The organism is Pseudomonas sp. FYR_2, assembly GCF_043106425.1.
GTDB lineage: Bacteria > Pseudomonadota > Gammaproteobacteria > Pseudomonadales > Pseudomonadaceae > Aquipseudomonas > Aquipseudomonas monteilii.
Genome location: NZ_JBICMM010000016.1, coordinates 170,989 through 190,576 on the forward strand (window position 1 = coordinate 170,989; position 19,588 = coordinate 190,576).

Below are 19,588 nucleotides of genomic sequence, written 5' to 3' on the forward strand. Positions count from 1 at the left end.
ATTTCAATCTATGCAGGTGGAAGCTCGCTATCATGCTTATCGATCAGAAAATACCCCTGGGGCAGTACATCGCCTCATTTGTCGAGTGGTTGACCCAGAACGGCGCCAACTACTTCGATGCTATCGCCCAAGGCCTGGAATTCATGATCCATGGGGTCACCAGTGCCCTGACCTGGTTCAACCCATTCGTACTCATCGCGCTGTTCGCCGCCCTGGCGCACCTGATCCAACGCAAATGGGCGCTGACCGTGTTCGTTGCCCTGTCGTTCCTGCTGATCCTCAACCTGGGTTACTGGCAGGAAACCATGGAAACCCTGGCGCAGGTGACCTTCGCCACGGTGGTGTGCGTGGTGATCGGCGTGCCGCTGGGCATCCTTGCCGCACACAAACCCATGTTTTACACCGCCATGCGCCCGGTGCTGGACTTGATGCAGACGGTGCCCACCTTCGTCTACCTGATCCCTACCCTGACCCTGTTCGGCCTGGGTGTGGTACCGGGGCTGATCTCTACCGTGGTGTTCGCTATCGCCGCGCCTATCCGCCTCACCTACCTGGGCATCTGCGATGTGCCGCAAGAGCTGATGGACGCGGGTAAAGCGTTCGGCTGCTCGCGCCGCCAGCTGCTTACCCGTATCGAACTGCCGCACGCCATGCCAAGCATCGCTGCCGGCGTCACCCAGTGCATCATGCTGTCGCTGTCGATGGTGGTCATTGCCGCCCTGGTCGGCGCGGACGGCTTGGGCAAACCTGTGGTCAACGCACTGAACACCGCCGATATCTCCCTGGGCTTCGAAGCGGGCCTGGCGATCGTGCTGCTGGCGATCATGCTCGACCGTATCTGCAAGCAACCGGAACTGCCGGTAAGGGGTGAGGCATGAGCATCATTCGTTTCGAAGACGTCGACGTCATTTTCTCCAACAAGCCGCGCGAGGCGCTGTCGCTGCTGGATCAAGGCAAGACCCGCGAGCAGATCCTCAAGCAGACCGGCCTGGTGGTGGGCGTCGAAAAAGCCAACCTGGATATCAACAAGGGCGAAATCTGTGTACTCATGGGCCTGTCCGGCTCGGGCAAGTCGAGCCTGCTGCGCTGCATCAACGGCCTGAACACCGTCAGCCGCGGCAAGTTGTTCGTCGAGCACGAAGGCAAGCACATCGACATTGCCCACTGCACACCGGCCGAGCTGAAGATGATGCGCACCAAGCGCATTGCCATGGTGTTCCAGAAATTCGCCCTGATGCCCTGGCTGACGGTGCGCGAGAACATCAGCTTTGGCCTGGAAATGCAGGGCCGCCCAGAGAAAGAGCGGCGCAAGCTGGTCGACGAAAAGCTGGAGCTGGTGGGCCTGACCCAATGGCGCAACAAGAAGCCCGACGAGTTGTCTGGCGGCATGCAGCAGCGTGTAGGCCTGGCCCGGGCGCTGGCGATGGATGCCGACATCTTGCTGATGGACGAACCGTTCTCGGCCCTCGACCCGCTGATCCGCCAAGGCCTGCAGGACGAACTGCTGACCCTGCAGAGCAAGCTGAACAAGACCATCGTGTTCGTCAGCCACGACCTGGACGAAGCCCTGAAACTGGGTACCCGCATCGCCATCATGAAAGACGGGCGGATCATCCAGTACAGCAAGCCGGAAGAAATCGTGCTCAACCCGGCCGACGAATACGTGCGTACCTTCGTTGCCCACACCAACCCGCTGAACGTGCTGTGCGGTCGCAGCCTGATGCGCAGCCTGGACAACTGCAAACGGGTGAACGGCTCAGTGTGCCTGGACCCGGGTATCGATTCGTGGCTGGACCTGGGCGAAGGTGGCGCGCTCAAGCGTGCACGCCAGGGCCAAAACGGGCTGGACATGCAGAACTGGGCACCGGGGCAGGATGTGGAGCTGCTGCAGCGCAAGCCAACGGTGGTGCACGCCGACATCGGCATGCGCGAAGCGCTGCAGATTCGTTATCAGACGGGCAACAAGCTGGTGTTGCAGGATAACGACCGGGTGGTGGGGATTCTTGGGGATACCGAGCTTTATCACGCGCTGCTCGGCAAGAATCACGGGTGATGCAATTGGGGCCGCGTTGCGGCCCCAATCAATCTGTCAGCGAACGACGATGCCGCGCGAAGCCATGTAGGCTTTGGCCTCAGGCACCGTGTACTCACCAAAGTGGAAGATACTGGCCGCCAGCACCGCACTGGCATGCCCTTCCAGAATACCGTCAGCCAGGTGCTGCAGGTTACCCACACCACCCGAAGCAATCACCGGAATACCCAGCGCATCGCTGATGGCCCGGGTAACGCCCAGGTCAAAGCCGTTCTTCATGCCGTCCTGGTCCATGCTGGTCAGCAGGATCTCGCCAGCCCCCAGGCCTTCCATCTTCTTCGCCCACTCGACTGCATCCAGCCCGGTCGGCTTGCGCCCACCGTGGGTGAAGATTTCCCAGCGCGGTGCTTCACCCGGCCCGGACACCTTCTTGGCATCGATGGCGACAACGATGCACTGCGAGCCGAAACGGTCAGCGGCCTCGCCCACAAACTCCGGGTTGAACACCGCCGCCGTGTTGATCGATACCTTGTCGGCACCAGCGTTGAGCAGGTTGCGAATATCCTGCACGGTCCGCACGCCACCGCCCACGGTCAGCGGGATGAACACCTGGCTGGCCATGCGCTCGACGGTATGCAGGGTGGTGTCGCGGCCATCGACGCTGGCGGTGATGTCGAGGAAGGTGATTTCATCGGCACCCTGCTCGTCGTAGCGACGGGCGATTTCCACCGGGTCGCCAGCATCACGGATGTTCTCGAACTTGACGCCCTTGACCACCCGGCCGTTGTCCACGTCCAGGCAAGGGATGATGCGCTTGGCCAGTGCCATGGTTCAGTCCTCAGCCTTGGTAGTTGTCGCAGAAGGCCTGGGCCTCGGCGACATCGAGGGTGCCTTCGTAGATGGCACGGCCGGTAATGGCGCCGATGATGCCTGGGGCCTTGGCGTCCAGCAGGGCCTTGATGTCGCCCAGGTTGTGGATGCCGCCCGAGGCGATTACCGGAATGCGGGTGGCCTCGGCCAGTGCCTTGGTGAACGGCACGTTGCAGCCCTGCATCATGCCGTCCTTGGCGATGTCGGTGTAAACGATCGACGACACGCCATCCGCCTCGAAACGCTTGGCCAGGTCGATAACCTGAACCGCGCTGACTTCGGCCCAGCCATCGGTGGCAACGAAGCCGTCTTTGGCATCCAGGCCAACAATGACCTTGCCCGGGAAGGCCTTGCACGCTTCGGCCACGAACTCCGGCTCTTTGACCGCCTTGGTGCCGATGATGACGTAGCTGACGCCAGCCTTGACGTAGTGCTCGATGGTTTCCAGCGAGCGGATGCCGCCGCCGATCTGGATCGGCAGGGTCGGGTAGCGCTTGGCGATGGCGGTGACCACTTCACCGTTGACCGGCTGGCCTTCGAAAGCGCCGTTGAGGTCGACTAGGTGCAGGCGGCGGCAGCCACCCTCGACCCACTTGGCGGCCATGCTTACCGGGTCGTCGGAAAATACCGTGGAGTCTTCCATGCGGCCCTGGCGCAGGCGCACGCAGGCGCCGTCCTTCAGATCGATAGCGGGGATAATCAGCATCTTGGGAACCTGTCTGTTCTTAGGGTTTCAGGGCTTCTCGAGCGCCCACAGATCACTTTCGATGCTCTCGAACCGCTCCTTGAGGTGCAGCTGAACATCGGCAATCGCCCTGTTGTAGTAATGGGGTGCAATTTCTTTGCTGAACAGCTCGAGGACCTCGGCCACCTCGAACGACCCCAGCTGCAGCTCGAAACGGTCTTCGAGGAAGCGCTTGAGGGTGTCGAGCGCGTCGCGCTCCTGCTCGGGGGCCAGGGTAATGACCGGGGCCTTGGTCTTCGACCTGCTCATTTACCAGCGCCCGTCCCAGGCGACGAAGTTCTGCAGCAACTGCAGGCCATGGGTATGGCTCTTCTCCGGGTGGAACTGCACGGCAAAGCGCGAGCCATCGGCCAGCGCAGCGGCGAAATCGACACCGTAATGGCCGCGACCGACCACCTGGCCCGGCTTGCCGGCATTGATGTAGTAGCTGTGCACGAAGTAGAAACGCGCGCGGTCGGGGATGTCGTGCCACAGCGGGTGGTCGATGGTCTGGCCCACTTCGTTCCAGCCCATGTGCGGCACCTTCAGGTGCTCGCCGTCTTCTTTCAGGTCTTTGCCGAAGAAGCGCACCTGCCCGGGGAACAGGCCGATGCAGTCGACACCGTCGTTCTCTTCGCTGTGCTCCAGCAGTGCCTGCATGCCGACGCAGATGCCGAGGAACGGACGGTCTTGGCTCACTTCACGCACCAGGCTGTCGAAGCCCAGGCGGCGGATTTCGGCCATGCAGTCGCGGATCGCGCCTACACCCGGGAACACCACGCGGTCAGCTTCACGGATGACCGCAGCGTCGCTGGTGACCAGCACCTTGCCGGCGCCGACGTGCTCAAGCGCCTTGGCCACCGAGTGCAGGTTGCCCATGCCATAGTCGATTACGGCTACCGTCTGCATTTACAAGCACCCTTTGGTCGACGGCATTTGCCCGGCCATGCGCTCGTCGAGGGTCACGGCCATGCGCAACGCGCGGCCAAAAGCCTTGAACACGGTTTCGATCTGGTGGTGGGTGTTGTGGCCACGCAGGTTGTCGATGTGCAGGGTCACCAGGGCGTGGTTGACGAAGCCCTGGAAGAACTCCTGGAACAGGTCGACATCGAAGCCGCCGACGCTGGCACGGGTGTAAGGTACGTGCATCTGCAGGCCTGGGCGGCCGGAGAAGTCGATGACTACGCGCGACAGTGCTTCGTCCAGCGGCACGTAGGCGTGGCCGTAGCGGAAGATGCCTTTCTTGTCACCGATAGCCTGGGCGAATGCCATGCCCAGGGTGATACCGACGTCTTCGACGGTATGGTGATCGTCGATATGCGTGTCACCCTTGCACTCGATATCCAGATCGATCAGCCCATGGCGGGCGATCTGGTCCAGCATGTGTTCAAGGAAAGGCACGCCGATATCGAATCGGGCCTTGCCACTGCCATCGAGGTTGATCGAGCACTTGACCTGGGTTTCCAGGGTATTGCGCTCGACGGAAGCCTTACGTTCGACCATCACCAGCTCCGCAAAATCATGGGGCGAAAAGGGCTCCATTATAGGCCCAGAACGCGCCAGCTTGAAACGCGGATGACATATGGCAAAACGAGGAATTACGGGGGCTGGATGCAGTTACAAGTCTATACAAGCAAGTAATCGGGGCTGCTTTGCAACCCCGATGTCCGGGATCAGTGGAACAGCGCTGCAGTTTTCTGCAAGGTTACCCACACCCCCCAGACCAACGGCACAACCACCACCGCCCAGGCCAACAGCACCAGCGGCAGGCTGCCCGGTGCGGCTCTCCACTCCAGCGAACGCGCACCGTCGGCCCCTTTGTCATGGCTCAACGCTCGCTCGGCCGCCAGTTCGGCATCGCTCATGAAGTGCTTGTCGGCCACCGGCCGCACCAGCATGTTGCAGATAAAGCCCAGTACCAGCAGGCCGGCGAGGATGTACAGGGTCATGTCGTAGGCCGCCGCACGCTCAACCCCCGCCGCCAGTTGGTATTCGCGCAGGTAGGTGATCAACACAGGCCCCAATACCCCCGCCGCCGCCCAGGCGGTCAGCAGGCGACCATGAATGGCGCCGACCATCTGCGTACCGAACAGGTCGGCCAGGTAGGCCGGCACCGTGGCAAAACCACCGCCGTACATTGAAAGGATGATGCAGAACGCCGCCACGAACAGCGCAACGTTACCCAGGTGCCCCATGTTCGGCACCAGGCTGTACAGGCCCACACCCAGGGCGAAGAAGGCGAAGTAGGTGTTCTTGCGGCCGATGTAGTCGGAGAACGACGCCCAGAAGAACCGCCCACCGATGTTGAACAGGCTCAACAGGCCGGTAAAGCCGGCAGCAATCGCGGCAATCTGCGCCAACTGAGCCGCATTCAGCTCACTGAACGTCAGCTCGTTGCCCAGCAATTTGCCCGCGAACACTTCCTGCAGGAGTGGCGATGCCATGCCGAGAATGCCGATGCCGGCCGACACGTTCAGGCACAACACCAGCCAGATCAAGGCGAATTGTGGGGTTTTCCAGGCCACACTGACGTGCACATGGCGGTCGGTGACCATGGCATTGCCAGCTTTTCTGGCCGGAGCGACCCAGCCTTCGGGCTTCCAGCCAGTCGGCGGCACGCGGTACGCCAGGGCGCCAGCGGTCATGAATACAAAGTAGATCGCCGCCATGGCGACGAAGCTCTGCCATACGCCCACTTCGTGCTCATTGCCAAAGTGCCCCATCAGCGCAGTGGCCAGTGGTGCACCCACCATGGCACCGCCGCCAAAGCCCATGATCGCCATGCCGGTGGCCATGCCGCGTTTGTCAGGGAACCATTTGATCAGCGTCGACACGGGCGAGATATAGCCCAGCCCCAGGCCGATACCGCCAATGACACCGGAGCCCAGCCACATCAGCCACAGCTGGTGGGTTTTCACGCCAATGGCCGAGATCAGCATGCCGCCGCACCAGCACAGCGCCGAGACCAGGCCGGCCTTGCGCGGGCCGGCGTGCTCCAGCCACCCGCCCAGTACGGCCGCCGAGCACCCCAGGAAAACAAAGAACAGGGTGTACACCCAACTCAACATCGAGATCGGCCAGTCGCATTCGGCGCTGAACATACGGGCCATGAAGCCCATGTCCGCTGCACAGGCGACAGGCGCGGTGATGCCGAGGGCTTGCGAAAGGGGCAACCAGAACACCGAGAAACCATAGGCCATGCCAATGCACAGGTGAATGGCCAGGGCGGCTGGCGGGACCAGCCAGCGGTTGAAGCCCGGGCGGGCGATGATGCGTTCCTTCGTCAGGAAGCCAGGCGCACTGGCCACAGAGCCGGTTGCGACGGTACTGGTCATGGATCTGATCCTTTTTATGGGGAGGGTGCTCGCAAAGCGGCGCAAGGGTAGCAGAGCCAAGTAGCGCGAAAGCAGTCTGATATCGTTAATTCTTGCCCGGCTGAAACGGTCATATTTGCTTGTGGAAAGCCGTACCCTCTGCTGCAAGCGTAAGAAATGCCCTGTATCTCTGGTCGAATACGCAGGGACATCCACTGCGGCGTTATACTCTGCCGTCTGAATTTCACTAACGGACTACAAGGACTCGCCCATGAAAGCGTTCGGCAAAATCCTGGGACTGGGGCTTCTCGGGTTGCTGCTGATCATCGTGGCGCTGGGCTTCGCCCTGACCCACCTCTTTGATCCCAACGACTACAAAGACGAGATTCGCCAGCTGGCGCGCGACAAGGCTAACGTCGAACTGACACTCGACGGGGATATCGGCTGGAGCCTGTTCCCGTGGCTAGGCCTGGAGCTGCATGAGGCCAGCATTGCCACCCTGGCCAAACCCAAGGAACCGTTCGCCGACCTGCAAATGCTCGGCCTGTCCGTGCGTGTGCTGCCGCTGCTGCGCCGCGAAGTGCAGATGAGCGACGTACGCGTCGAGGGCCTGAACCTGACCCTGACCCGTGACGAACACGGCCACGGCAACTGGGAAGACATCGGCAAACCGCTGCCCGCGCAAAACGCCACCCCTGCCGATGCGCAGGCCAATGCCTCCGTTCAGGCACCCGCTGAACAGAAGCCGGCACCTGCCGAAGGCAACGAGCGTGCCGTCAAGCTGGACATCGACAGCCTGACCGTCAACAACGCCCGCGTGCAGTACACCGATGCCAAGACCGGCCAAAGCTATAGCGCCGAAAGCATCCAGCTAAGCACGGGCCCGGTCCACGAAGGCGCCAACATTCCGCTCAAGGCCAGCGCCTTCATCAGCGCCAGCGAGCCGAACATCAAAGCCCGCACCGAACTGGCCGGCGAGCTGCGCTTCGACCGCAAGCTCAAGCGCTACAACTTCGAAGACATGCGCCTGTCGGGCGAAACCTCGGGTGAACCCACCGGCGGCAAGACCGTGACATTCGCCGCCCAAGGCCAGCTGCTGGCCGACCTGGCTGCCAATGTCGCCTCCTGGAACGGCCTGAAAGTCTCGGCCAACCAGCTGCGAGCCCTGGGCGAGCTGAACCTGCGTGACCTGGACAAGGCGCCACAACTGAGCGGCGGCCTGTCCATCGCCCAGTTCAACCTGCGCACCTTCCTCGACAGCATTGGCCGCCCGCTGCCGGCTACCAACGACCCGGCGGCCTTCGCCAAGCTGGAGCTGGTCACCCGCCTGCAGGGCACGCCCAACAGCCTGGCGCTGGAAGACCTGGCCGTGAAGCTGGACGACAGTACCTTCAGTGGCCGTGTGGCCGTGGAAGACTTCGCCAAGCAGGCCCTGCGCCTGCAACTGAAGGGCGATACCTTCGACGCTGACCGCTACCTGCCCGCCAAGAGCGAAGAGGCCAAGGGCGCCACTGCCGCGCGCCAAGCCGAGGTCAAGCAGCAAGAGGCCAGCGCCGTGGCCGGTGCCGGCACCACACCATTGCCCAACGCCCCGACCCAAGTGGCCTGGAGCGACGAAAAGCTGCTGCCGGTCGACCGCCTGCGCGCCCTCGACCTGCAAGCCGACCTGGCCTTTGGCTCGCTGACCGTGGACAAGCTGCCGATCGAAGACGCCCAGCTCAAGGCCATCGGCCAAGGCGGCCTGCTGACCCTGCAAACCCTGCGCGGCGAGCTGTACAACGGCACCTTCGAAGCCAAGGGCACGGTCGACGTACGCCCTGCTGTCCCGCAACTGGGTGTGAACACCAACATCCAACGGGTGCCGGTGGAGCACTTCATCAAGACCGAAGGCAAGGAGCAGGCACCTCCTGTGAAAGGCCTACTGACCCTGACCAGTGATCTGACCGCCACCGGCAACAGCCAGAAGGCACTGGTCGACACCCTTAACGGCAGCGCAAACTTCACCATCAACGATGGTGTGCTGGTCAACGCCAACCTGGAGCAGCAGCTGTGCCAGGCCATCGCCACGCTCAACCGCAAAACCCTGAGCGGCGAGCCACGCGGCAAGGACACCCCGTTCCAAGAGCTGCGCGGCAGCCTGGTGGTGCGCAATGGCGTCGCCAACAACCCCGACCTCAAGGCACGCATCCCGGGCCTGACCGTGAACGGTAACGGCGACCTCGACCTGCGTGTGCTGGGCATGGATTACAACGTGGGCGTGATCGTCGAAGGCGACCAACGCGCCATGCCGGACCCAGCCTGCCAGGTCAACGAACGCTACGTTGGCGTTGAAGTGCCGCTGCGCTGCCGTGGTCCGCTGGAGCTTGGTGCCAAGGCCTGCCGTCTGGACCAGAACGGCCTGGGCAAGGTCGCTGCCAAGCTGGCCGGCAACCGCCTGAAAGACAAGATTGACGAAAAGCTCGATGAAAAACTTGGAGACAAAGTGAGCCCGGAAGTGAAAGACGCGCTCAAGGGGCTGTTCAAGCGATGAGCCCCGAGCAGTTCTCCAGCGCTGTGCTGGATTGGTATGACGAGCACGGCCGGCACGACCTGCCCTGGCAACAGGGCATCACCCCGTACCGGGTGTGGGTGTCGGAAATCATGTTGCAGCAGACCCAGGTCAGCACCGTGCTCAACTACTTCGACCGCTTCATGCAGGCGCTGCCGACCGTGCAGGCCCTGGCCGAAGCGCCGGAGGACGAAGTGCTGCACCTGTGGACGGGGCTGGGCTATTACACCCGTGCACGCAACCTGCAAAAGGCCGCCAGGATCGTCGTCGAGCAACATGGCGGCGAATTCCCACGCAGTGTCGAGCAGCTCACCGAGCTGCCCGGCATCGGCCGCTCCACCGCAGGCGCCATCGCCAGCATCAGCATGGGCATTCGTGCGCCGATTCTGGATGGCAACGTCAAGCGCGTACTGGCCCGCTACACCGCCCAGGCGGGCTACCCCGGCGAACCTAAGGTGACCAACCAGCTGTGGGCCACGGCCGAGCGCTTTACCCCGCAGCAGCGCGCCAACCACTACACCCAAGCGATGATGGACATGGGCGCCACGCTGTGCACGCGCAGCAAGCCCAGCTGCCTGATCTGCCCGCTGCAGCGCGGCTGCGAAGCGCACCTGCACGGTGAAGAAACCCGCTACCCCGAGCCCAAGCCGCGCAAGGCACTGCCGCAGCGGCGTACGCTAATGCCACTGCTGGCCAACCACGAAGGCGCCATCCTGCTTTACCGCCGCCCCTCCAGCGGGCTGTGGGGAGGGTTGTGGAGCCTGCCGGAACTGGACGACATCGCCCAACTCGATGACCTGGCCTACCAGCATGGCCTGCGCCTGGCTGACAGCCGCGCCATGGACAGCCTGACCCACACCTTCAGCCACTTTCAGCTGGCCATCGAGCCTTGGCTGGTGCGCGTCGACCCGGTCGGTCAGCACATGGCCGAGGCCGACTGGCTCTGGTATAACCTCGCCACCCCGCCGCGCCTGGGCCTTGCCGCCCCGGTGAAAAAGCTGCTTAAACGCGCGGCCGACGAACTGATTGCAGGAGACACCCGATGACCCGCACCGTGATGTGCCGCAAGTACCAAGAAGAACTGCCAGGCCTGGAACGCCCGCCCTACCCAGGCGCCAAGGGCCAGGACATCTTCGAACACATCTCGCAGAAGGCCTGGGCCGACTGGCAGAAACACCAGACCATGCTGATCAACGAAAAGCGCCTGAACATGATGAACGCCGAAGACCGCAAATTCCTCCAGACCGAGATGGACAAGTTTTTCGCCGGCGAAGAATACGCGCAGGCGGAAGGCTACGTTCCACCGGCCGAATGACCCCAAAAATCGTAAGCGACGGAATTAATTTAAAATTTTTTCAAAAAGTCGTTGACGAGCGGTCCGGAAATCTATTTAATTCACCTCGTCGCCCAGATAGCTCAGTCGGTAGAGCAGAGGATTGAAAATCCTCGTGTCGGCGGTTCGACTCCGTCTCTGGGCACCACCTTCAAGCTTCTGGTGGTTGCAAAGTTACCCGAAGCGACACAAGAAACCCGCCCAGTGCGGGTTTTTTGTTGTCTACAGTTTTCTTATTGACCAACATCAAATAGCCATTATCCGCTCACCTTCAAAATCGAGGATGGACATCCGACTCGACTTACAAGGACCTCCATGAGCGAAGAATCCCCCCTCCTGCTCCCTGCCCCAAGTGAACCCGCTATTACCCCGGCCCGCACGCGCCGCCCACGCCAGCGCAAGCCGGAGCCGACGATTACCAGCATCAGCCAGCAGCCTGCTGCACTGGAAGTGGCCACTGCCCCCAGGGGCAGCAACGAAGACAGCACAAGGGCGCGACTGCCGGCCAGCTACCCATACCGCACCCGCTTGCGCCGCCAGGAATACGAGAAAGCCAAGCATGAACTGCAGATCGAGTTGTTGAAGGTGCAGAGCTGGGTGAAGGAAACCGGCCAGCGCGTCGTGGTCCTGTTCGAAGGGCGCGATGCTGCAGGCAAGGGCGGCACCATCAAGCGCTTCATGGAGCACCTCAACCCTCGCGGTGCGCGCATCGTTGCCCTGGAGAAGCCTTCCGAGCAGGAACAGGGCCAGTGGTATTTCCAGCGCTATATCCAGCACCTGCCCACAGCGGGGGAAATGGTGTTCTTCGACCGTTCCTGGTACAACCGCGCCGGGGTCGAGAAGGTGATGGATTTCTGTACACCGCTGCAGTACCTGGAGTTCATGCGCCAGGCGCCGGACCTTGAGCGCATGCTGTGCAACAGTGGCATCCTGTTGTTCAAGTACTGGTTCTCTGTAAACCGCGAAGAGCAGCTGCGCCGCTTCATCTCTCGCCGCGACGACCCGCTCAAGCACTGGAAACTTTCGCCCATCGACATCAAGTCGCTGGACAAGTGGGACGATTACACCAGCGCCAAGGAAGCGATGTTCTTCCATACCGACACCGCCGATGCGCCATGGACGGTGATCAAGTCCGATGACAAGAAGCGTGCGCGGATCAACTGCATCCGGCATTTTCTGCACTCGCTGGATTATCCAGGCAAGGACCTCAGCGTGGCGCATGCACCGGATGAACTGCTGGTCGGGCGGGCTTCGCGCGGTTTTGAAGAAGACGAAGCCACCCAGCCGGCAGCCTGAAGACTTAACCTGCCCTCGAAAAACCCCGCAGCCCGAAGACGGGCTGCGGGCAAACCTTATTCATCCTCCATGGAACGAAGGTGCTCGAAAGCGTCCTCTGTCATGTGGCCCAGATAGGAAACACTGTGCAGGTTCAGCGAAAACTCACTGTCGTTTTTGGCTTTTTCCATAATTGCGAGAATGTCGGCCTTTGTAATCAACTGCAGCTTGCACTTGGCGAAGCCAGTAGCATAGAAAAGGTCACCCTCTTCGTCGTAGCCATACAGGGTCACAAGATAGAAATGCTTCATGGTTCTCTCCTTAAGCGCAAATGTGCTCATTCTGAAAACGCCGATTTGGCGTAGTGAGCCCCCAAAAAATGGGTGGCAGCGAGAGAGAGGTTACGCAGGGCAAGCTGTGGGCATAATCTGGATACGCCTCCTCATCAACTGGCACCAGCCTGCACTGCGCCAGCACACGGCTTGGGTTTCTCGGGCAATTGCGCTTCAATACGCACTTTTCAGCCCCCCCAAGGATTGCCCCATGGCCACCCCTACCAAGCAACAGAAACGCGCCAAGCGCGCCGCCAGCAAGGCCAAGCAGAACCGCATGGTACGCAGCGGCCAGGCGGTCAAGGCCAGTGCCGGTGACAGCGCCAGCGTCGAGCAGGTGTACAACAAGGCCATGGAGTCGGGCAGCTACGACGCGATGTTCATCAAGATGAAGGAAGCCCAGGAGAGCGGCGGCCTGGTACCGATGATTTCGGTGTTCCTGGTAGACCCGCTGCTGGCCCTGGTGCTGAAGGGGCACAAGGAAGAACACGCCACCGACTACATCGTGCTGGTGTTCAACGCCTATCGCAAATGGCTGGACGGCGCTGATGAAGAGGCCACCATGGCCTGGCTGGAGAGCGATGAGTTCCAGGAGGCTTATATCGCCGCTTCCGAGCTGGTGGCCAAGCAGCAGCAACAGCAGAAGCAGTTTGGCTGACAGAACCATGTAACCTGCCCGCGAAAGGGCCGGCACAGGCAACAAAAAAGGCCGCGCCCTTCACAGGGCGCGGCCTTTTCGTTACAGCCAGCGCGGATCAGTTGTCCAGCGCTACCCGCCCGGCAGCTTCACGCTTGCGGTGCACCAGCAAGCCAGCCGCCACCACGCCAATGCTCAGCAGCGCAGTCGCAATGATCTCAGCACGGTGATCCTCACGCAGCGCCATCACCACCAGAATGGCAATGATGAAGGCAATGGTCGCCCAGGTCAGGCCCGGGAACAGCCACATCTTGAAGGTAATCTTCTCGCCGCGGGCTTCACGCTGGGCACGCATGCGCAGTTGCGACACGGCAATCACCAGGTACACCAGCAGCGCAATGGCGCCGGAGCTGGCCAGCAGGAACTCGAACACCTGAGCCGGTGCCACGAAGTTGGCGAACACACAGAGGAACGCCGCTGCAGTGGACAGCAATACCGCCACATGCGGGGTCGCCGACTTGGTGGTGCGCTGGGCAATGGCCGGGGCATCGCCACGCTTGCTCAGCGAGAACAGCATGCGCGAAGAGGTGTACAGCGCCGAGTTCAGGCAGCTGGTCACGGCAATCAGCACGACGATGTCGACGATCAGCTTGGCATTCGGCACGCCGACGCGGCTCAGCACGGTCTGGTAGGAACCGGTCTCGGCCAGGGCCGGGTCGTTCCATGGCACCAGGGCCACCACCAGGAAGATCGACACCAGGTAGAACAGGCAGATACGCCAGATCACCGAGTTGGTGGCGCGGCTGATCTGCTTGCCCGGGTCCTTCGACTCGGCAGCAGCGATGGTGACGATTTCAGTACCCATGAACGAGAACATGGTGGTCAGCATGGCTGCCAGCACTGCGCCCAGGCCGTTGGGCATGAAGCCTTGGGTATCGAACAGGTGGCTGGCACCGCTCACTTGGCTGCTTGGCACGAAGCCGAACATGGCAGCGCAACCCACGGCGATGAAGCCGATGATCGCCAACACCTTGAGCAGGGCGAACCAGAACTCGAACTCGCCGTAGTTCTTCACGCTGCACAGGTTGGTCAGGGTCAGCGCCAGGGTAATGATGAGGGAGAACGCCCACAGGTCGACCGCAGGGAACCAGGCGTGCAGGATGGCGGCGGCAGCGTTGGCCTCCAGCGGAATCACCAGCACCCAGAACCACCAGTACAGCCAGCCAATGGTGAAACCGGCCCAACGCCCGATGGCGCGGTCGGCGTATGTAGAGAATGAACCGGTGTCTGGCGAAGCGACCGCCATTTCACCCAGCATGCGCATCACCAGCACGACCAGCGTACCGGCAGCAGCGTAAGCCAGCAGCACGGCCGGGCCGGCCGCTGCGATGGCGTGGCCAGAGCCTACGAACAGGCCGGCACCGATGACGCCAGCGATGGACAGCATGGTGACATGCCGTTGTTTGAGCCCCTGAGCGAGGTCATTGGAATTGTTACCGCTCATTGAAACTACCTTTGTAAGGAGTGGACCACTCCGACTGCGGGTACGGAGCGCGCCAAGGGTTGACCTAGGCGTCGCTGCAATCGGCGGTTTCCTACTGGCAATAAGCAGGCCATGTGCTGAATGCATTCGCCAGAAACTTCTGCAGGCCTTTTAGGACAAGGTTTGGAGGGCTTTCAGCCACACCTTGACCGAAAGGGCGCCAAATCATCGGATTACTGAAATACCCACTTACAAACGCACCAAAGGTGCTCCACGGTAACACCTGTGCACCACTGCAATGCGAAAAAGTGCAACCTATGGGTACAACCTCAAAAGCGCCTGACGCATTCGCGGGTAAACCTGCACCCACTGCAAACGTTTGACCTAAAGGTCGGGTTTACCCCTTCAATGGGCCAAAACCGCTTCCATGAGCGGGCCAAAGCTGGCACCATCGCGCCTTTTTTCATCAAGGCTCTGGTGCTGGGCGACACCTTCGCGGACATCTGCGCGACGTTACGCTGTAGCGATGCGACAAACTGCCCCACCAGTGCCCACAGTCCCCGGCGACCCTGTTGGCCGTCATAATGCCGCTATGCTAGCTTGGCGCACGCCAGGAAGGCCGCCAACAGCTGGGAACGCACCCGAACACATGAGGACCGCACATGGCTCAGGCCACGCCCGCGCTGGAAATCCGCAATCTGCACAAACGCTACGGCGAGCAGGAAATTCTCAAGGGTATTTCGCTGACCGCTCGCGACGGTGACGTGATCTCCATCCTGGGGTCGTCCGGCTCCGGCAAGTCCACCCTGCTGCGCTGCATCAACCTGCTCGAGAACCCGCACCAGGGCGAAATCCTGGTGGCCGGCGAAGCCCTCAAGCTCAAGGCCGCCAAGAACGGCGACCTGATCGCAGCCGACAACCGCCAGATCAACCGCCTGCGCAGCGAAATCGGCTTTGTCTTCCAGAACTTCAACCTGTGGCCGCACATGTCGATCCTCGACAACATCATCGAGGCGCCACGCCGCGTGCTCGGCCAAAGCAAGGCCGAGGCCATCGAAGCCGCCGAAGCGCTGCTGAACAAGGTTGGCATCTACGACAAACGCCACAGCTACCCCGCCCAGCTTTCCGGTGGCCAGCAACAGCGCGCCGCCATTGCCCGTACCCTGGCCATGAAGCCCAAGGTCATCCTGTTCGACGAGCCAACCTCGGCACTCGATCCGGAAATGGTCCAGGAAGTGCTTAACGTTATCCGCGCACTGGCCGAAGAAGGCCGTACCATGCTGCTGGTAACGCACGAGATGAGCTTTGCCCGCCATGTGTCCAGTGAAGTCGTCTTCCTGCACCAGGGCCTGGTAGAAGAGCAGGGATCGCCGCAACAGGTCTTCGAAAACCCGACCTCGGCGCGTTGCAAGCAATTCATGTCCAGCCACCGCTAACGGAGCAATACATGCACACTTACAAGAAGTTCCTCCTGGCAGCTGCTGCCACGCTGGTGATGTCGGCAAACGCCATGGCCGCAGAAAAACTGCGCATGGGCATCGAAGCCGCCTACCCACCGTTCAACAACAAGGACGCCAGCGGTAACGTGGTCGGCTTCGACAAAGACATCGGCGACGCCCTGTGCGCCAAGATGAAAGTCGAGTGCTCGGTCGTCACCTCCGACTGGGACGGCATCATCCCGGCCCTGAACGCCAAGAAGTTCGACTTCCTGGTGTCGTCGCTGTCGATCACCGACGAGCGCAAACAGGCCGTCGACTTCACCGAGCCGTACTACTCCAACAAGCTGCAGTTCATTGCGCCGAAAAACGTCGACTTCAAGACTGACAAAGAGTCGTTGAAGGGCAAGGTCATCGGCACCCAGCGCGCCACCCTGGCCGGTACCTACTTGGAAGACAACTTCAAAGGCGTCGACATCAAACTGTACGACACCCAGGAAAACGCCTACCTGGACCTGGTGTCCGGTCGCATCGACGGCATCCTGGCCGACAAGTACGTGCAGTACGAGTGGCTGAAGAGCAAAGACGGCTCGAACTTCGAGTTCAAGGGCGAGCCGGTGATGGACAGCGACAAGATCGGCATTGCCGTGCGCAAAGGTGACACCAAGCTGCGCGACGACCTGAACAAAGCCCTGGCCGAAATCAAGGCCGACGGCACGTACAAGAAGATCAACGACAAGTACTTCCCGTTCAGCATCGAATGACCCGCCCTGACCGGCGCGCCCCGTGGCGCGCCAGTCCCTAATATGACCTGCCCATGAATATCGACCTGCACGGATTCGGTCCGGCCATGATGGCCGGCACCCTGATGACCGTAAAACTGGCGCTTTGCGCCTTGCTGCTGGGGCTGGTGCTGGGCCTGCTCGGCGCCCTGGCCAAAACCTCTTCGATCAAGCCGTTGCAATGGCTTGGCGGTTTCTACTCGACCCTGGTTCGCGGCGTGCCCGAACTGCTGTGGGTTCTGCTTATTTATTTCGGCACCGTCGGGTTGATGAACGCCCTCGGCGAGGCCCTGAACATGCCAGGCCTTGAGCTCAGTGCCTTTGCCGCAGGCGTGATCGCCCTGGGCCTGTGCTTCGGCGCCTACGCCACCGAAGTGTTCCGTGGTGCCATCCTGGCGATTCCCAAGGGCCACCGTGAAGCTGGCCTGGCACTGGGACTGTCCAAGGGCCGCATCCTGTCGCGGATCATCCTGCCGCAGATGTGGCGCATCGCCCTGCCGGGCCTTGGCAACCTGTTCATGATTTTGATGAAGGACACCGCGCTGGTGTCGGTGATCGGCCTGGAAGAAATCATGCGCCACGCGCAAATCGGCGTGACCGTGACCAAGGAGCCGTTCACCTTCTACATGGTCGCGGCCTGCATCTACCTGAGCCTGACCGTCATTGCCATGATCGGTATGCACTTCATGGAAAAACGCGCCGCTCGCGGCTTTGCGAGGGCTGAATAATGAATTGGGAAGTCATCTTCAAATGGCTGCCACGCCTGGCCGAGGGCGCGGTCCTGACCCTGGAGCTGGTGGCCATTGCGGTGGTTGCCGGGTTGATCCTGGCCATCCCGCTGGGCATCGCCCGCTCCTCGCGCCACTGGTACGTGCGCGCCGTGCCGTTCAGCTACATCTTCTTCTTCCGCGGCACGCCGCTGCTGGTGCAGCTGTTCCTGGTCTACTACGGCCTGGCGCAGTTCGATGCCGTGCGCTCCAGCTCGCTGTGGCCGTACCTGCGCGATCCGTTCTGGTGCACGGTGCTGACCATGACCCTGCACACCGCCGCCTACATCGCCGAGATCCTGCGCGGCGCGCTGCAATCGATCCCCAAAGGTGAGATCGAGGCGGCACGGGCGCTGGGCATGTCGCGTGGCAAGGCGCTGTTCTACATCATGCTGCCGCGTGCTGCGCGCATCGGCCTGCCGGCGTACAGCAACGAAGTGATCCTGATGCTCAAGGCCAGCGCCCTGGCCAGTACCGTGACCCTGCTGGAACTGACCGGCATGGCCCGTACCATCATTGCCCGTACTTACCTGCCGGTGGAGATCTTCTTTGCTGCGGGTGTGTTCTACCTGGTGATCTCGTTCCTGCTGGTGCAAGGCTTCAAGCTGCTGGAGCGCTGGTTGCGCGTGGATGCCTGCCAGGGTCGCTGAGACCTCACTGACTGCTTCGCGGGCAAGCCCGCTCCCACAGGTAAATCACTGGCCTTTCGAGCTGTGATATACCTGTGGGAGCGGGCTTGCCCGCGAAGAGGCCCTGAAAACCAACATACATCTACCCATGCCCAGCCACCTCCACAGCCACCACCTAAGCACCCGCTTCCAGGCCCTCGACGAGTTCCTGATCGAGCACCAGCAGCTGTGGAAACCCCGCCCCTTCACCACCCTAAGCCTGGACTGGGAAACCACCCACCCCGAGCTTGCCAACCACCTGCGCCACTGCTCACTGGCCGACGCCGAAACCGAATGCCCCGCTGACGCCTTGCCGGCCCCGTTCCCGCATCTGGCCCAACAAGCCCAACAGCTCGCCGCCCTCGGCCACCTCCCGGCAACCGACCTGCCCCCCGCCGCCCACCGCCTGGACGTCGCCGTCCCCGGCCGCAAATGGCAGCAGATCGAAGCCTTCGCCAGCCACCTGGCCTTCCACGACCAGCCCCGCCACTGGCTGGACTGGTGCTCCGGCAAAGGCCACCTCGGCCGCCGCCTGTTGCAACCCGGCCAGCAGCTGACCTGCCTGGAATACGATGCCGATCTGGTCGCAGCCGGCCAGGGCCTGAGCACCCATCATCACTCACCCGCACAGCACGTACATCAAGATGTGATGGCCAGCGACAGCGCCCGCCACCTGGCTGGCGACAAAAGCGTGGTTGCCCTGCACGCCTGTGGCGACCTGCATGTACGCCTGATGCAGCTGGCCAGCCAGCAAGGTTGCCGGCAATTGGCCGTAGCCCCCTGCTGCTACAACCGCATTGCAGTGCAGCAATACCAGCCGTTATCCACAGCCGCGCTAGCGTCCGGCCTGCAGCTGTCGCTGGACGATCTGGGCCTGCCCCTGAGCGAAACCGTTACTGCTGGCGCCCGGGTGCGACGCCAACGCGATACCTCGATGGCCCGCCGCCTGGGCTTCGACCTGCTGCAACGCCAGCAGCGCCAGCGCGATGACTACCTGCCAACACCGTCGCTGCCGGTAGCCTGGCTGGAAAAGCCCTTCGAGCAATACTGCCGCGACTTGGCCGAACTCAAGCAGCTGCCATTGAATGGCAATCCGGACTGGGCCGCTCTGGAAGCCGCCGGCTGGCAACGCCTGGCCGAAGTACGCAACCTGGAGCGCGTGCGCAACCTGTTCCGTCGGCCATTGGAGTTGTGGCTGGTGCTCGATCGCGCCCTGTTCCTCGAAGAACAAGGCTTTGAGGTGCGCCTCGGCTTGTTCTGCGACTACCTGCTGACCCCGCGCAACCTGCTCATCCTTGCCGAACGCGACCGATAGCCGCAGCACAACCTGTGGATAACTCTGTGAACAAGCTTGTGATTACCTGTTGGATCCCAACGCTATTTCAAG

At 61.8% G+C, this 19,588-nt stretch carries 20 protein-coding genes and 1 tRNA gene; 13 read left to right on the plus strand and 8 right to left on the minus strand.

Annotation, left to right across the window (positions count from 1 at the left end; all coding sequences use genetic code 11):
• The first annotated feature begins 29 nt into the window (after nt 1-29).
• Nucleotides 30-878: a choline ABC transporter permease subunit gene (gene choW / locus ACF8R4_RS06775; protein ID WP_174244689.1), complete on the plus strand. Its 849-nt coding sequence runs from the start codon at nt 30-32 to the stop codon at nt 876-878.
• Entirely contained in the window at nt 875-2,053 is a 1,179-nt protein-coding gene (choV, locus tag ACF8R4_RS06780; RefSeq protein WP_060499153.1) for a choline ABC transporter ATP-binding protein, read from the plus strand. The genes choW and choV overlap by 4 nt, the downstream gene beginning before the upstream one ends.
• Nucleotides 2,054-2,089: 36 nt before the next feature.
• On the opposite strand, the gene hisF is transcribed toward choV, so the two are convergent.
• The 6 genes from hisF to ACF8R4_RS06810 all read right to left on the minus strand — a co-directional run bounded on the left by hisF (nt 2,090) and on the right by ACF8R4_RS06810 (nt 6,961).
• Entirely contained in the window at nt 2,090-2,860 is a 771-nt protein-coding gene (gene hisF / locus ACF8R4_RS06785; protein WP_003255729.1) for an imidazole glycerol phosphate synthase subunit HisF, read from the minus strand.
• Nucleotides 2,861-2,870: 10 nt separating this feature from the next.
• Nucleotides 2,871-3,608 (minus strand): 1-(5-phosphoribosyl)-5-[(5-phosphoribosylamino)methylideneamino]imidazole-4-carboxamide isomerase, encoded by a 738-nt coding sequence (gene hisA, locus ACF8R4_RS06790; RefSeq protein ID WP_016714501.1) that lies wholly within the window; start codon nt 3,606-3,608, stop codon nt 2,871-2,873.
• A gap of 27 nt (nt 3,609-3,635) precedes the next feature.
• On the minus strand, nt 3,636-3,896 hold the full coding sequence (locus tag ACF8R4_RS06795; RefSeq protein ID WP_016714500.1) for a DUF2164 domain-containing protein: 261 nt from the start codon (nt 3,894-3,896) through the stop codon (nt 3,636-3,638).
• A complete protein-coding gene (gene hisH / locus ACF8R4_RS06800; RefSeq protein WP_016714499.1) occupies nt 3,897-4,535 on the minus strand; it encodes an imidazole glycerol phosphate synthase subunit HisH in 639 nt (212 codons plus the stop codon).
• Nucleotides 4,536-5,129, minus strand: a complete 594-nt coding sequence (hisB, locus tag ACF8R4_RS06805; protein WP_009682881.1) for an imidazoleglycerol-phosphate dehydratase HisB — start codon at nt 5,127-5,129, stop codon at nt 4,536-4,538.
• Between the two features lie 170 nt (nt 5,130-5,299).
• Complete coding sequence (locus tag ACF8R4_RS06810) at nt 5,300-6,961, minus strand: OFA family MFS transporter (RefSeq protein ID WP_104833593.1); 1,662 nt, start codon at nt 6,959-6,961, stop codon at nt 5,300-5,302.
• A 250-nt stretch (nt 6,962-7,211) separates the two neighbouring features.
• On the opposite strand from ACF8R4_RS06810, the gene ACF8R4_RS06815 reads away from it, so the two are divergent.
• The 5 genes from ACF8R4_RS06815 (at nt 7,212) to ppk2 (ending at nt 12,117) form a co-directional block, all read left to right on the plus strand.
• Nucleotides 7,212-9,470 (plus strand): AsmA family protein, encoded by a 2,259-nt coding sequence (locus ACF8R4_RS06815; protein ID WP_392491963.1) that lies wholly within the window; start codon nt 7,212-7,214, stop codon nt 9,468-9,470.
• Nucleotides 9,467-10,534: an A/G-specific adenine glycosylase gene (gene mutY / locus ACF8R4_RS06820; protein ID WP_392491965.1), complete on the plus strand. Its 1,068-nt coding sequence runs from the start codon at nt 9,467-9,469 to the stop codon at nt 10,532-10,534. Before ACF8R4_RS06815 ends, mutY begins: the two co-directional genes overlap by 4 nt.
• On the plus strand, nt 10,531-10,803 hold the full coding sequence (locus tag ACF8R4_RS06825) for an oxidative damage protection protein (protein ID WP_060499157.1): 273 nt from the start codon (nt 10,531-10,533) through the stop codon (nt 10,801-10,803). Before mutY ends, ACF8R4_RS06825 begins: the two co-directional genes overlap by 4 nt.
• Before the next feature lie 90 nt (nt 10,804-10,893).
• Nucleotides 10,894-10,969, plus strand: a tRNA-Phe gene (locus tag ACF8R4_RS06830).
• A gap of 167 nt (nt 10,970-11,136) precedes the next feature.
• Nucleotides 11,137-12,117: a polyphosphate kinase 2 gene (gene ppk2 / locus ACF8R4_RS06835; RefSeq protein WP_156868112.1), complete on the plus strand. Its 981-nt coding sequence runs from the start codon at nt 11,137-11,139 to the stop codon at nt 12,115-12,117.
• 56 nt (nt 12,118-12,173) lie between these two features.
• Here the strand turns inward: ppk2 and ACF8R4_RS06840 are convergent, their stop codons facing one another.
• Nucleotides 12,174-12,407, minus strand: coding sequence for a hypothetical protein (locus ACF8R4_RS06840; RefSeq protein WP_060499159.1), 234 nt, complete (start codon nt 12,405-12,407; stop codon nt 12,174-12,176).
• A gap of 232 nt (nt 12,408-12,639) precedes the next feature.
• Between ACF8R4_RS06840 and ACF8R4_RS06845 the strand changes: the two genes are divergently transcribed.
• Nucleotides 12,640-13,086 carry a hypothetical protein gene (locus ACF8R4_RS06845; protein ID WP_392491967.1) on the plus strand — a complete coding sequence of 149 codons (447 nt, stop codon included), beginning with the start codon at nt 12,640-12,642 and terminating at the stop codon, nt 13,084-13,086.
• A gap of 97 nt (nt 13,087-13,183) precedes the next feature.
• Here ACF8R4_RS06845 and gabP read toward each other — a convergent pair whose 3' ends face one another.
• Nucleotides 13,184-14,569, minus strand: coding sequence for a GABA permease (gabP, locus tag ACF8R4_RS06850; RefSeq protein ID WP_392491969.1), 1,386 nt, complete (start codon nt 14,567-14,569; stop codon nt 13,184-13,186).
• Nucleotides 14,570-15,210: 641 nt separating this feature from the next.
• On the opposite strand from gabP, the gene ACF8R4_RS06855 reads away from it, so the two are divergent.
• The 5 genes from ACF8R4_RS06855 to ACF8R4_RS06875 all read left to right on the plus strand — a co-directional run bounded on the left by ACF8R4_RS06855 (nt 15,211) and on the right by ACF8R4_RS06875 (nt 19,516).
• The gene (locus ACF8R4_RS06855) at nt 15,211-15,984 is read left to right on the plus strand and encodes an ABC transporter ATP-binding protein (protein WP_003255746.1); all 774 of its coding nucleotides are present in this window, start codon (nt 15,211-15,213) and stop codon (nt 15,982-15,984) included.
• An 11-nt stretch (nt 15,985-15,995) separates the two neighbouring features.
• Nucleotides 15,996-16,748, plus strand: coding sequence for an ABC transporter substrate-binding protein (locus tag ACF8R4_RS06860; RefSeq protein WP_011953233.1), 753 nt, complete (start codon nt 15,996-15,998; stop codon nt 16,746-16,748).
• A gap of 53 nt (nt 16,749-16,801) precedes the next feature.
• Nucleotides 16,802-17,494: an ABC transporter permease gene (locus tag ACF8R4_RS06865; RefSeq protein WP_060499162.1), complete on the plus strand. Its 693-nt coding sequence runs from the start codon at nt 16,802-16,804 to the stop codon at nt 17,492-17,494.
• Nucleotides 17,494-18,183, plus strand: a complete 690-nt coding sequence (locus ACF8R4_RS06870) for an ABC transporter permease (RefSeq protein WP_016497592.1) — start codon at nt 17,494-17,496, stop codon at nt 18,181-18,183. Before ACF8R4_RS06865 ends, ACF8R4_RS06870 begins: the two co-directional genes overlap by 1 nt.
• A 127-nt stretch (nt 18,184-18,310) precedes the next feature.
• On the plus strand, nt 18,311-19,516 hold the full coding sequence (locus ACF8R4_RS06875; protein ID WP_392491972.1) for a methyltransferase: 1,206 nt from the start codon (nt 18,311-18,313) through the stop codon (nt 19,514-19,516).
• The last annotated feature ends 72 nt before the right edge of the window (nt 19,517-19,588 follow it).

Excerpts from the sequence above, each read along its gene's own strand:
- ACF8R4_RS06870 (WP_016497592.1), top strand. The coding sequence starts at position 17,494 with ATGAATTGGGAAGTCATCTTCAAATGGCTGCCACGCCTGGCCGAGGGC.
- ACF8R4_RS06860 (WP_011953233.1), top strand. The coding sequence starts at position 15,996 with ATGCACACTTACAAGAAGTTCCTCCTGGCAGCTGCTGCCACGCTGGTG.
- ACF8R4_RS06825 (WP_060499157.1), top strand. The coding sequence starts at position 10,531 with ATGACCCGCACCGTGATGTGCCGCAAGTACCAAGAAGAACTGCCAGGC.
- hisA (WP_016714501.1), bottom strand. The coding sequence starts at position 3,608 with ATGCTGATTATCCCCGCTATCGATCTGAAGGACGGCGCCTGCGTGCGC.
- hisH (WP_016714499.1), bottom strand. The coding sequence starts at position 4,535 with ATGCAGACGGTAGCCGTAATCGACTATGGCATGGGCAACCTGCACTCG.
- gabP (WP_392491969.1), bottom strand. The coding sequence starts at position 14,569 with ATGAGCGGTAACAATTCCAATGACCTCGCTCAGGGGCTCAAACAACGG.
- ACF8R4_RS06815 (WP_392491963.1), top strand. The coding sequence starts at position 7,212 with ATGAAAGCGTTCGGCAAAATCCTGGGACTGGGGCTTCTCGGGTTGCTG.
- ACF8R4_RS06840 (WP_060499159.1), bottom strand. The coding sequence starts at position 12,407 with ATGAAGCATTTCTATCTTGTGACCCTGTATGGCTACGACGAAGAGGGT.
- hisF (WP_003255729.1), bottom strand. The coding sequence starts at position 2,860 with ATGGCACTGGCCAAGCGCATCATCCCTTGCCTGGACGTGGACAACGGC.
- ACF8R4_RS06795 (WP_016714500.1), bottom strand. The coding sequence starts at position 3,896 with ATGAGCAGGTCGAAGACCAAGGCCCCGGTCATTACCCTGGCCCCCGAG.
- mutY (WP_392491965.1), top strand. The coding sequence starts at position 9,467 with ATGAGCCCCGAGCAGTTCTCCAGCGCTGTGCTGGATTGGTATGACGAG.
- ACF8R4_RS06865 (WP_060499162.1), top strand. The coding sequence starts at position 16,802 with ATGAATATCGACCTGCACGGATTCGGTCCGGCCATGATGGCCGGCACC.
- ppk2 (WP_156868112.1), top strand. The coding sequence starts at position 11,137 with ATGAGCGAAGAATCCCCCCTCCTGCTCCCTGCCCCAAGTGAACCCGCT.
- choV (WP_060499153.1), top strand. The coding sequence starts at position 875 with ATGAGCATCATTCGTTTCGAAGACGTCGACGTCATTTTCTCCAACAAG.
- ACF8R4_RS06845 (WP_392491967.1), top strand. The coding sequence starts at position 12,640 with ATGGCCACCCCTACCAAGCAACAGAAACGCGCCAAGCGCGCCGCCAGC.
- hisB (WP_009682881.1), bottom strand. The coding sequence starts at position 5,129 with ATGGTCGAACGTAAGGCTTCCGTCGAGCGCAATACCCTGGAAACCCAG.
- ACF8R4_RS06855 (WP_003255746.1), top strand. The coding sequence starts at position 15,211 with ATGGCTCAGGCCACGCCCGCGCTGGAAATCCGCAATCTGCACAAACGC.
- ACF8R4_RS06875 (WP_392491972.1), top strand. The coding sequence starts at position 18,311 with ATGCCCAGCCACCTCCACAGCCACCACCTAAGCACCCGCTTCCAGGCC.
- ACF8R4_RS06810 (WP_104833593.1), bottom strand. The coding sequence starts at position 6,961 with ATGACCAGTACCGTCGCAACCGGCTCTGTGGCCAGTGCGCCTGGCTTC.